The organism is Patiriisocius sp. 208BN25-11 (genome assembly GCF_058147145.1).
The window spans coordinates 288,072-301,032 of the sequence record NZ_JBYVJY010000002.1 but is presented as its reverse complement, the minus strand read 5'-3'; the positions used below and the strand labels follow the sequence as shown (position 1 = coordinate 301,032).

The 12,961-nt window shown below is 36.0% G+C and carries 9 protein-coding genes; 4 read left to right on the top strand and 5 right to left on the bottom strand.

The genetic code is table 11. The features are described from left to right. Positions 1 to 32: 32 nt before the first annotated feature. Positions 33 to 2,474 carry a hypothetical protein gene (locus tag ACY2RS_RS04265; protein WP_490097372.1) on the top strand — a complete coding sequence of 814 codons (2,442 nt, stop codon included), beginning with the start codon at positions 33 to 35 and terminating at the stop codon, positions 2,472 to 2,474. 4 nt (positions 2,475 to 2,478) lie between these two features. Next, complete coding sequence (locus ACY2RS_RS04260) at positions 2,479 to 3,768, top strand: glycosyltransferase family 4 protein (protein WP_490097371.1); 1,290 nt, start codon at positions 2,479 to 2,481, stop codon at positions 3,766 to 3,768. A 62-nt stretch (positions 3,769 to 3,830) separates the two neighbouring features. Here the strand turns inward: ACY2RS_RS04260 and ACY2RS_RS04255 are convergent, their stop codons facing one another. The 3 genes from ACY2RS_RS04255 to uvrA form a co-directional block, all read right to left on the bottom strand. After that, on the bottom strand, positions 3,831 to 5,096 hold the full coding sequence (locus tag ACY2RS_RS04255; protein ID WP_490097370.1) for a hypothetical protein: 1,266 nt from the start codon (positions 5,094 to 5,096) through the stop codon (positions 3,831 to 3,833). A 376-nt stretch (positions 5,097 to 5,472) separates the two neighbouring features. After that, entirely contained in the window at positions 5,473 to 6,123 is a 651-nt protein-coding gene (locus tag ACY2RS_RS04250; RefSeq protein ID WP_490097369.1) for a hypothetical protein, read from the bottom strand. Between the two features lie 128 nt (positions 6,124 to 6,251). After that, positions 6,252 to 9,029 (bottom strand): excinuclease ABC subunit UvrA, encoded by a 2,778-nt coding sequence (gene uvrA, locus ACY2RS_RS04245; protein ID WP_490097368.1) that lies wholly within the window; start codon positions 9,027 to 9,029, stop codon positions 6,252 to 6,254. A gap of 257 nt (positions 9,030 to 9,286) precedes the next feature. On the opposite strand from uvrA, the gene ACY2RS_RS04240 reads away from it, so the two are divergent. Then, positions 9,287 to 9,871 (top strand): RNA polymerase sigma factor, encoded by a 585-nt coding sequence (locus tag ACY2RS_RS04240; protein WP_490097367.1) that lies wholly within the window; start codon positions 9,287 to 9,289, stop codon positions 9,869 to 9,871. A 301-nt stretch (positions 9,872 to 10,172) separates the two neighbouring features. Here ACY2RS_RS04240 and ACY2RS_RS04235 read toward each other — a convergent pair whose 3' ends face one another. Further along, positions 10,173 to 10,832 carry an endonuclease III domain-containing protein gene (locus tag ACY2RS_RS04235; RefSeq protein ID WP_490097504.1) on the bottom strand — a complete coding sequence of 220 codons (660 nt, stop codon included), beginning with the start codon at positions 10,830 to 10,832 and terminating at the stop codon, positions 10,173 to 10,175. A gap of 43 nt (positions 10,833 to 10,875) precedes the next feature. On the opposite strand from ACY2RS_RS04235, the gene bcp reads away from it, so the two are divergent. Then, entirely contained in the window at positions 10,876 to 11,328 is a 453-nt protein-coding gene (gene bcp, locus ACY2RS_RS04230) for a thioredoxin-dependent thiol peroxidase (protein ID WP_490097366.1), read from the top strand. A 107-nt stretch (positions 11,329 to 11,435) separates the two neighbouring features. Here the strand turns inward: bcp and ACY2RS_RS04225 are convergent, their stop codons facing one another. Then, positions 11,436 to 12,884, bottom strand: a complete 1,449-nt coding sequence (locus ACY2RS_RS04225; RefSeq protein WP_490097503.1) for a TonB-dependent receptor — start codon at positions 12,882 to 12,884, stop codon at positions 11,436 to 11,438. Positions 12,885 to 12,961 lie beyond the last annotated feature (77 nt).

The following is a 12,961-nucleotide window of genomic DNA, read 5'->3' as shown; positions in this document are numbered from 1 at the left end:
AATTTTCGATTTTTATAAATCAACTTTCTTGTATGCAAATTTCAGTTAAAAAAGTACTGCCGCATATAGTGATTTTACTACTATTTGTAATTACGTCACTATTGTATTTTAATCCAGTATTGAGTGGTAAAACTATTTTTCAAAGTGACATTGCACAACACAATGGAATGGCAAAAGAATTGCGTGATTTTAGGAAAACAAACGATTCCGAAACCTATTGGACAGATAGCGCCTTTGGAGGAATGCCAACCTACCAATTGGGTGCTCGTTATCCTCATAATTATATAAAAACACTTGACGAAACCTTGCGTTTTCTGCCTAGACCAGCAGATTATTTATTCTTGTATTTTATCGGAATGTATATCTTGTTTTTGGTGCTAAAACTCGATTATAAAATTGCTTTTTTAGGGGCTTTGGCTTTTGGTTTTTCAACTTACCTCATTATTATATTGGGTGTAGGACACAATGCAAAGGCACATGCCATCGCTTACATGCCTTTAGTACTAAGCGGAATTATCCTAACGTTTAGAGGAAAGTTTCTCTGGGGATTTTTGCTCACTACGGTTGCCATGGCATTAGAACTTACCGCCAACCATATCCAAATGACGTATTATCTATTGTTGTTGGTGCTTTGTTTGGGATTGGCCTACTTAATGGATGCCTTTAAAAAGAAACAAGTCCCACATTTTTTTAAGTCGGTAGGTATAATGGCAGTTGGAGTGTTACTTGCTTTAGGTTTAAATGCTACTAATTTGTTAGCAACTAAAGAATATGCAGATACGTCTACTCGTGGTAAAAGTGACTTAACAATTAATCCAGATGGTTCTCCAAAATTAGACACAGACGGATTAGATTATGATTACATAACGACCTATAGTTATGGAAAACTTGAAACCTTTAATTTATTGGTTCCAAGGTTTATGGGAGGGGGCTCTAGTGAATCTTTCCCAGAAAATTCTGCCACCGAAGAAGTACTTTTAAGAATGGGAGCTTCTCCGCAACAGGCAGCAGATACCCTATACCAAATCCCTCTATATTGGGGAGATCAGCCTATAGTGGCAGCACCCGCCTATATTGGTGCAGTCGTAGTTTTCTTGGCGGTATTGGCGCTATTCTTAGTAAGAGGAAGATTAAAATGGTGGATACTGGCAGGATTTACCCTAAGTCTATTATTGTCTTGGGGAAAAAATTTCAGCTTTCTAACAGATCTTTTTATTGACTATGTACCCTTGTATAATAAGTTTAGAGCAGTATCGTCCATCCAAGTAATTCTAGAACTAGTACTTCCTGTCCTTGCTATGGTTGGGTTACACCAGTTTTTTAACGATTATATTTCCGAAGAGAAAAGGAAAAAAGCATTACTATACACGATAGGAATTACGGGAGGATTGCTTGCACTTTTTGTAGTTGCAAAAGGTTCATTATTCAGTTTTGTGAGTCCGTATGATGGCGATATTATTGAAGCTATGGGAGCTCCTTTTATGGATGCTGTTCGTGAAGATAGAATGTCGTTGCTTACCATGGATGCCTTGAGAAGTCTTGTTTTTGTTTTGTTGGCGGGTGCAGCTCTTTGGTTATTTATTAGTAAGAAATTTAAGGAAACTATTACTATTGCAGTACTTGCAGCCTTGGTTGTGTTTGATTTAGTAGGAGTAGATAGACGTTATGTAAACAATGAAGATTTTGTAAACAAACGCATTATGGAACAACCGTTTCAAAAAACGGCTGCTACTTTACAATTTGAAAAAGATACAGATCGTTACAGAGTCTACGATGCAGCTAACAACGCTTTTAACAGTGCAGAAGCAAGTTATTATCATAGTTCTTTAGGGGGCTATCATGCTGCGAAACCAAGAAGGATGCAGGACATAGCAGATTTTTATATCAATCGTGGTGATATTGGGATGCTGAATATGATGAACGTTCGATACATCATTACGCGAAGTAAAAATGGGGGAGTTGTTGGACAACGGAACCCCTATGCTAATGGAAATGCTTGGTTTGTAGAAAATGTATTATTGGCATCAACTGCAGATGAAGAGATTTTGCAATTAGATAGCTTAGATACTAAGAAAATAGTAGTTATCCATAAGGAATTCTTACCACAATTGCCGGTTAAAGATATACAGCGGGATAGTACCGCAACCATAGAATTGGTGCAAGATCTTCCAAATCATTTAATATACGAAGCGGCAACAACATCTCCGCAATTGGCTGTGTTTAGTGAAATATACTATCCAAAGGGTTGGAACGCTTATATAAATGGTGTTCCAGTAGACCATATACGAGCAAATTATATTCTAAGAGCATTACCACTTCCTGAAGGGTATTCTAAAATTGAATTCAAGTTTGAACCTACTGTGGTAAAAACGGGGAGTACTATTTCATTAGTGAGTGGTGTTTTATTGTTTTTACTTCTGTTAAGCACAATATGGTTTGAGTTTAAAAAAAGGCAACAAAAACCAACAGAGTAATCTCATGAAGAAGGCACTCATTATATGTTATTATTGGCCTCCTGCGGGTGGGCCAGGAGTGCAACGATGGTTGAAATTTGCAACGTATTTACAGAGTTTTGGTATAGAACCTGTTGTTTATGTGCCAGAAAATCCAAGTTACCCAATTATAGATGAAGATATTTTGGCCGAAGTGCCAGAGGGAATTACGGTACTAAAATACCCAGTAAAAGAGCCTTATAAATTTGCAAAATTTCTTTCAAAGAAAAAGACTCAGCAAATGAGCCGTGGGATTATTTCTAAAAAGAAACCCTCGTTTATTGAAAAGGTATTGCTATTTATTAGAGGTAATTTTTTTATTCCAGACGCAAGAATAGGGTGGGTGAAGCCATCGGTTACATATTTGAAACGATACCTTTCAGAAAATAACATAGATTGCATCATTACTACTGGACCACCGCATAGTTTGCACCTTATTGGAATGCAGTTGCAAGAAGCAACCCAACTTCCATGGATTGCTGATTTTAGAGACCCTTGGACCACCATTCATTATCATGAATCATTACGGCTAACTAATATTTCAGCAAAAAAACATAAAAGATTAGAGTCGGAAGTATTACAAAAAGCAGATCACATTGTAGTGACAAGTCCTTCTACTCAAAAAGAATTTAGTGTATTAACACAAAAGCCAATTACAGTAATCACCAATGGGTACGAACCCATAGAAGGTATTACTTCTTCTTTAGATGCTTCATTTTCAATTGCTCATATAGGGTCGCTATTAACAGAGCGGAATCCAGAAATGTTATGGGAGGTGCTCTCTGAAATAGCAGCGACCGACGATGCCTTTGGTGAGGATCTGCAAATTACTCTTGCGGGTGCTGTGAGTGAAGAAGTATTAGCAAGTATTGCTTCTTATGGATTAACAAAAAGCACCATGTTAAAAGGTTATGTAAGTCATAAGGAAGCGATTCAAATGCAACACAATGCGCAAGTGTTATTGTTACTTGAAATAAATAGTGAGGCAACCAAAGCGATTATTCCTGGGAAATTGTTTGAATATTTGCAAGCCAGACGTCCTATTCTTGCTATTGGTCCCGATGGGAGTGATATGGAGAATATTATTACTACTACTCAAAGTGGGGTATATGTGAACCCAGATGAAAAAGCACGCTTAAAAGAGCATATTCTTTCTTTGTATACAGTATATGGCAAAGCTGACTTAAAGATTGATTCAAAACATATTGAATCGTATAGTAGAAAAGCATTGACGCAAAAATTAGCTGCTGTTATAGAAGCTACTTTAGGTATCTAAAAGCGAAACCCCCGCAATACAGAGTATTACAAGGGGTTTCTAACTAACCAACCAAAAATTTATTATAGTCCGCGTCCTCTTCTTGGAACTGAACTACGTGTGTTACCACGAGAATTATTTCTTGAACCAGACCTAGTAGTCGTTTTTCTAGTATTGGTATTTCTAGAAGGACGTGTAGTCTTGTTTCTAGATCCAGATCTAGTTGTTCTAGCACTAGGTTTTGGTGATCTTTGTGTTCTTACCTTTGGAGCTCTGTTTGTTTGAGCTCCTCTTCTTACATCTCTAGAACTTGGCTTAGAAGCCCTAGGAGTTTGTCTTGTAACACTTCTATTCGCTTTAGGCGCTGTACGTTTGTTTTGAGCAATCGTTCTGTTGTTTCTTCTTTCATTTCTAGAAGTAACAGTATTTGCGTTTCTTCTGTCATTTCCTCTCGTCACCACATTTCTGTTTGCTCTAGATGTGTTAGCATCCCTTGATACAGTTCTCGAATTTCTAGCTGCATTTCCATTTCTTCTATCGTTCCTTGCCGTTGCAGTAGTTGTATTTCTATAGGTATTGGTTCTTACACTGGAAGCATCTCTTCTTCCATGATTGCTTACCATACTGTTTCTTCTACCTTCTCTATAGTTTCTGTTTATTGCAGTTCTTCCATTTCTGTAATGTACTCTACTTCCCGGTCTATAAAAATCTCTTCTACAGTTGTTATATGGTTTGTTAAATCTGTTGTTGTAAAATCTAACATGGTTATAGTAGGTGTAACGTACAGGAGTATAAAATCTTCTGTAAGGAATATCCCAAACAATACAGTTGTTATAGATAGGTCTTGCATAGTATATGTGCCATGGACGGTATACATAAAATCTGTTAAAAGGGTTGATAAATCCTGTACAGTAGTCAAAATATCCATAGTTATTATAGAAAACATTAAGACCTCCAACGCGAACAATACGTCTGTTTCTGTAATTAATATCTACTGATCCTGCTTGTGTAATTCTACCGTATTCATCATAAAATACTGGAACATCTTCTACTTGAATTACTGCGCCATAATCATCGTACTGTACATACGCTTCATAATCATGTCCGCCATTAAAACTTACATTTACATTTGGTGTTGAAATAACGACTTCGGTACCGTTTTGTGGCCCTATATAAACAAAGTCAAACTGACCATCTGGGAATACTGAGAATTCAACTCCGCCTTCTGTAAAGATGTAAGCTTTGCCATCATATTTGTTATACGATGCAACTTCTGGAGTTGTTGCTTTTGCTACGTTAGCTGTGATACCTACAAAAAGGAATACTAACAATGTTTTGAAGTTTTTCATAATAAATGTATTTTCTGTACTTGCCAAATTACTGTGTTGGGCGTCGTACGATTTTACAATTACAAAGCCCGTGCCAAAAATTAAGAATGCGTTGTATCTGCTGGTTTTACTAGCTTCGGAAATATTATTGAACTATTTTGTGTTTGTTGATGAGTCGTTTTAATCTCTTGGACCCAAGAATGTTAGTTACGTTGAACTTCTGGATAAAAGAAACAGTAAACAAGACTCAAGACACAATAAGCAAGCGCCAAGACTCAAATCTACTTTTGCACAAAAAGAATACATGAATAGCTCTTTTACTCTTTCTTGAAAAATTAAAACCCGCCAGTATCTTGCGATAAAGACGGGTCTTAAAAACTAACCAACCAAAAACTTATTATGTTCTAATTCTTTCTTCTCTTCTGTGCGAATGATCATCATCGTCATGTTCAATACCATCTCTTCTGTTATTATGATGATGGTTCCAATGATCTTCATTTTGTAAATTACAATCATCGTGCCAGAAATTGTTATAGCGATTAATATATCCAAATGTATCTCTAATATCCCCAAAACGGTTGTAGGTAATCGTCATATTCCCTACACGAACTAATTGTCCTCTTTGGTACTTCATTTTTACATTTCCAATGTGTTTCACACGTCCTTTTTTACTATAGTTAATAGGAGTGTTCCCTACTTGTGTGATATATCCATATCGATCTCTTAGTATACGTAACCTTTGAGGTCTGTAATTTGTAATATAACGTACTTGATTCCTGTTGCGATTTGCTACTTGATGATTTCTACCTCTTCTGTCCCTTCTATTGTAGCGGTCTCTAGGTGACCAACGCTCCAATTGTTTAAAATGGAAATATCCATTTGTGGTTACCGTAAATAGTACGCCATTTTCTACAAAAGATATTTCTTGTGCATTGTTATAGCGATTGTGTTTTCCTGGAGTTGAAATTGCATCACTTTGGTGATTTGTAAATGCCTGTGCAGTCATCCCTACTAGAAACAAACTTGCGAGTAAAACTACTTTTTTCATAGTACTAGTATTTAAAGATTATGTCTCTTAATAAAGCCAAGAGACTTACGCTATTGGTAGTAGTAAACCAAAGCGCGTGCCAAAAACACAAACAGCTGTTTGTTAGTGTTTTATGAGTTGTTTGAAGACTATAGTTTTTCTTTTAAATACTGAGCAGTATACGATTTTTTGTTTTTTATAATCGCTTCGGGAGTGCCCTGTGCCATGATTGTTCCGCCTTTACTGCCTCCATCTTCACCTAAGTCTATAATGTGATCTGCACATTTTATAAGATCCAGATTATGTTCTACAACAATTAGCGTATGTCCTTTGTCTAATAAAGCATAAAAAGAAGCGAGTAATTTTTTAATATCATGAAAATGTAGTCCGGTAGTAGGTTCATCAAAAATAAAGAGTGTTTTGTCTTTGGTGATTCCTTTTACTAGAAATGAAGCTAATTTAATACGTTGCGCTTCACCACCAGATAGGGTAGAAGAGCTTTGTCCTAGTTGAACATAACCCAAACCTACATCTTGAAGGGGTTGTAATTTGGTAACAATGCGTTTTTGTTCTTGGTTCTTAAAGAAAGCAATGGCGTCATCTACTGTAAGACGTAAAATGTCGTCTATGTTTTTATCACCCACTTTGACTTCTAAAACTTCTTTTTTGAAACGTTTTCCATTACACACATCACATTCTAAATGTACATCTGCCATGAATTGCATTTCGATGGTAACTTCGCCCTCACCTTTACAGGTTTCACAACGCCCGCCGTCTACATTAAAACTAAAGTGTTTTGTTTTGTAACCTCTAATATCACTTAATTTTTGTTTTGCAAACAAACTTCGAATGTCGTCATAGGCTTTGATGTAGGTAACAGGATTCGATCTACTAGAACGGCCAATAGGGTTTTGATCAATAAACTCTACATTTTTAATATTTGAAAAATCACCTTCTAGGCTAGAAAACTGACCCGGTTTATCTCCATAGCCACCTATTTCTCTTTGTAATGCTGGGTATAGTATTTTTTTCACTAAGGTACTTTTACCACTTCCTGAAACACCAGTAACGGCTGTGAACAAACCAATAGGGAAGGTCGCATCAATATTTTTTAGGTTGTGCTGTCTCGCTCCTTTTACTTCAATAGCATTGGAATAACTTCTGCGTTTCGACGGAACTTCAATTTGTAAGCTTTCATTTAAATATCCAGCCGTAAGGGAGTCGTGTTTTAAAATTTCAGCATAGGTACCCACCGCAACCACTTCACCACCGAAGGTTCCAGCTTCTGGACCAATATCTATAATTGTATCTGCAGCTTTCATGATGTCTTCGTCATGTTCTACCACAATTACGGTATTTCCTAAATCTCTTAAAGATTGCAACACTTTTATAAGACGTTCTGTGTCTTTTGGATGCAAACCAATACTAGGCTCATCCAAAATATACATAGAACCTACAAGGCTACTTCCCAATGAGGTTGCTAAATTAATACGTTGTGATTCTCCTCCAGAAAGTGTGTTGCTTTTTCTATTTAAGGTAAGGTAGGAGAGTCCCACATCTATTAAAAAGGACAACCTATTGTTAATTTCTAACAAAAGTCGCTTTGCAATGGTAGCATCGTGCAAATTTAAAGTTAGGTCTTTAAAAAATAAGGTAACTTCCTCTAGCGGCAAGGCTACTAAGTCTTGCAGCGAAGTATTGGCTACTTTTACGTAACTGGCTTCGGGTCTTAGTCTTCTTCCTTTACAAGTACTACAGGTTGTTTTTCCTCTATACCGAGATAACATGACCCTGTTTTGAATTTTATAACTTTTACTTTCTAAAAACTTGAAAAAACTATGGAGTCCTTCAAAGTGTTCGTTTCCATCCCAAACGAGTTGCTGCTGGGCTTCGGTAAGCTCGAACCAAGGTTTATGGATAGGGAAATCAAATTTATAAGCGCTATTGACGAGTTGATCTCGATACCATCCCATACTATCGCCTCGCCATGGAAAAATAGCATTTTCATAAATTGAAAGCGCTGTGTTTGGAATCACAAGATCTTTATCAATACCAATAACATCTCCATAGCCTTCGCAAGTAGGACAGGCTCCAAATGGATTGTTGAAACTAAACAGATGCACATTCGGTTCTGTAAAAGTAATTCCATCTCGTTCAAAACGATTGTTGAATTCTGAAATATTATGGGTATCAAGCTGTTCTATGAATAAGGAACCTTTTCCTTCGTAGAATGCCATTTGTATAGCATCTGCCAAGCGATTGTAGAAATCTTCGTCATCTTTGGTAATAACACGATCTACTACTAATTGAATATCTTTTGGAAAAGAGTCCCCCTTTAGTGTGTCTATACGAACGACTTCTTCATTAATTTTTACACGCGCAAAACCTTGTTGTGCTAAGGACTTTAATTTGTTCTCCATCGTCCTACCTTCTTCTAGTACAATAGGAGTGAGGAGTAGCAATTTGGTGCCTTCTTTAAAAGTTTTTACAAATGTAATCACATCAGTAACGTTATCTTTTTTAACTTCTTCACCACTTATAGGAGAATAGGTCTTACCAATTCTGGTGTACAATAGTTTTAGGTAATCATATATTTCGGTAGAAGTCCCTACCGTAGATCTCGGGTTGGTTGCATTTACCTTTTGTTCTATGGCAATGGCAGGTGCAATTCCTTTGATGCTATCTACTTTTGGTTTGTTGAGTCTTCCTAAAAACTGTCTTGCATAACTTGAGAGGCTTTCTACGTACCTTCTTTGTCCTTCTGCATAAAGTGTGTCAAAGGCCAAACTAGACTTTCCACTACCCGAAAGACCAGTAATTACAACCAATTTATTACGAGGAATAACAACATTTATGTTTTTTAGGTTGTGTAATTTGGCACCTTTTATAATAATATTTTCCTTGGGGTCTAGTGTTTCGGTTTTCAATGTAAGGCCTTGTTAAATGAGGGTTTTCACAAATATAATACATTGCAATTTGTCTAACACATTGCAGCGCTTTTTAAGTTTAATTTAAGAAAAATGACTCTTTTTTTTGGAATTGTAAATTTATTGTTGTTATATTTACGGCTCACAACGATATAAACTAAAATTATTGCCTATAGCGTATTACTACTTTTTTTAAAATTTGATTATAACAACTAGCTGACCCAATTTAATAGTTGTTCACTTTAAAAAGTATTGATATGAGACAAAGCAAATCTACAGATGCGGTTTTAGTTACTTCGTACCTTCAAGGAGAAGAGTCTGCTCTTTCCATCCTCATCACACGTCACAAACAAAGAATTTACAGTTTTATCTATTCAAAGGTTTTTGATAGAGATGTTGCTGAAGACGTTTTTCAAGATACCTTTATTAAAGTCATAAACTCTTTAAAGAGAGGAAAATATAATGAAGAAGGTAAGTTTTTACCTTGGGTAATGCGTATCGCTCATAATTTGGTTATTGACCATTTCAGAAAGAACAATCGCATGCCTAAGTTTGAAAATAACAGCGATTTTAATATTTTTTCTGTGTTATCAGACAATGCATTAAATGCAGAAAGCACTCTTATAAAGGGTCAGGTAGAAAGTGATGTTAGACGCTTGGTTGATGAGCTTCCAGATGATCAAAGGGAAGTACTAATGATGCGTATTTACAGAGATATGAGCTTTAAAGAAATTAGCGAGCAAACAGGTGTAAGTATCAATACTGCACTGGGAAGAATGCGCTACGCACTTATTAATTTACGTAAAGTAATTGATAAACATAACATTGTGTTGACGAACTAATACAATAAATACATATTTGCATCGTTATCTTGGTAACAATAACCTCTAAAATAACATTATATGCAAAAAATGTACTCTGAAACTTCACCGTCGGGACAGGTGAATCAAAACTTAGTCCCAAAAGATGAAACAATACAGTTTCTTCTGGATTATTCTAAGGCTTTAAGTGTTATAGATTACCAAAATTTGAAGTTTGAAGCACTTCTAAACTAAACTTTGGAAAAACCCGAGACATTGTTTCGGGTTTTTTTATGCTCCATCTCTTCGGAAATATTAATATTTCCGAAGCTATTTTAAAGAATCACTTTTTCTTGCTTTTATAATACTCTTGAAGTACCGTTTTTCTTCCTATTGTTTTGGTAATGATATCTTTTTCTAAATCCCAACCCCTCGCAGGAGAATATTGACGACCATACCATATTATTTGTAAGTGTAAATCGTTCCAGGTATGCTCTGGGAATAATCGCTTTGCATCTTTTTCGGTTTGTACCACGTTTTTGCCATTCGTGAAACCCCAACGATACATAAGTCTATGAATGTGTGTGTCTACTGGGAATGCTGGAACACCAAAGGCCTGTGATATTACAACACTAGCGGTTTTATGTCCAACTGCTGGTAGTTCTTCCAATGCTTCTAAGTCGTTAGGAACTTGCCCATTATGCTTGTTGATTAAAATATGCGATAAGCCATGAATTCCTTTTGCTTTCATAGGAGATAGCCCAACGGGTTTGATGATTTCTCTAATTTCTTCAATAGTCAACTTAATCATGTCATAGGGATTATCTGCAACCTCAAACAACAAAGGCGTAATTTTATTAACCCTCACATCGGTACTTTGCGCAGACATCAATACAGCAATAAGTAAGGTATACGGATCTTTATGATCTAAGGGAATAGGAATTTCGGGATATAGCTCTTTTAACGTATTTATAACAAAGTCTACCTTTTCTTGCTTGGTCATTTGGTTTACATTTACATGAATAACATAAAACAAATTTACAAGAATGAATACACTTAAAGTAGGAGACAAGGTCCCAAATTTTACTGTAAATGATCAGGATGGAAATGCAATTTCTATGAGTGATTATAGTGATAAAAAAGTAATTGTGTTTTTCTATCCAAAAGCAAGCACGCCGGGATGTACAGCAGAGGCTTGTAATTTAAGAGACCATTACACTACACTTCAAGAGCAAGGATATGAATTGCTTGGCGTAAGTGCAGATTCTGAGAAACGTCAAACAAATTTTAGAAATAAATATGAGTTTCCTTTTCCATTACTTGCAGATACTGAGAAAGACGTTATTAATGCCTTTGGTGTTTGGGGATTAAAAAAGTTTATGGGAAAAGAGTATGATGGAATACACCGTAAAACGTTTATTGTCACCAATGGTGTTGTAGAACGTGTTATCGATAAAGTAAAAACAAAAGCCCACGCAGAACAAATTCTCGAAGGTTAACGATTACTTACAATATTATAAAACAGCAACATGTGTCAGGTTAAGCGCCCCCGAAGCTTCGGGACTTAACCTTTATGACATATGTTGCTGTTTTTATTAAGTATATATTATGCTGTATGGTTCTCTTCTATGCTACAGCTAAATAATTTTTTGTTTTTAATAATATCGGCTACTCCATTTGGTAGCATTTCCTCCCAACCAGAATCTCCTCTTTCTATCATAGCAAGTACTTCTCTGGAGAAAATATCCATAATTTCTGGATTGTAATTTTCTACATCTACTACTTTACCATTATACTTAAAGAACTTGTAAAGCTCTTTCATTCTTGGATGTACCTTTAAGTTCTCACTGGTTGTAAATACTCCATCCTTGTTTTTCATTGGGTATAAATATACCTTTAAATCTTTGAAGAATAATTTTCCAAAGGCTTCCAAGATACCACCACTTAGATGTCGGTAGTATTTTTCATCAAATATATCGACTAAGTTATTGACACCCATGGCAAGACCTAGGCGCATTTTGGTATATCTAGAAAAATATTCTACCAACTTATAATACTCTTGGAAATTTGATATCATTACCGTATGCCCTAAAGAGCATAGTAATCTAGCACGATCCATGAAGTCTTCTTCATCAATTTCACCTTCTGCCCTAAGGTTAGAAAGTGTAATCTCAAAAATGGTAACTGTCCTATCTGGATCTACCTTCGATTCATTGACAAACATATGATGTGATTTTTCAAACATATCAATGTTTACCTTGGTTACGGGTCTAAAACTACCTCGTAATGCGAGTACATTTTTCTTGTACAAAATACGTGCAGGTAAGATGTTGTTTCCATCTGGTCCAAACATAACGGCATCTGTCATACCATTTTTAATAAGCTGTAAACTCATTAAACGGTTGTCAACTTTTTCAAACTTAGGGCCTGAGAAGTTAATAGTGTCAATCTCTATTTTGTCTTTATCAATATGATCGTAGAGGTAACGAAGTAATTTTTTTGGAGTATCATGCTTGTAATAAGCCCCATAAATTAAATTAACTCCTAAGATTCCAAGCGTGTGTTGTTGTAATAAGGCTTCTGTTTCGTGGAAGCGTATGTGCAAAATAATCTCACTGTAGGCTTCGTCTGGATCTGTTTGAAAACGAATCCCTACCCAGCCATGACCTTTATATTTTTTTGCAAAATCTATGGTAGCTACCGTATTGGCGTAAGCAAAGTATATTTTATTTGGATGCTTTTCACGAAGAATACGTTCTTCAATGAGTTCCATTTCGTGTGAAAGCATTTTTTGTAAACGTGCTTCTGTTACATAACGTCCGTCTTTTTCAACACCATAAATGGCATCACTAAAGTCTTTGTCATAAGCAGAAATAGTTTTTGCAATCGTACCTGAAGCTCCTCCAGCTCTAAAAAAATTGCGCACCGTCTCTTGACCTGCTCCAATTTCAGCAAAGGTTCCGTAAATGTTTTCATTTAGGTTAATACGCAAGGCTTTGTTTCGTATGGAAGGAATCGCCTCAAATTCCTTATCTCCTTTTATAGTATCTGGCATAACTGCAGGTAATTGTTCTCTAACAAAGGTAGCAAATACAATAGCCAAACAAAAAAAATACTAGTATTTTTGTAGGA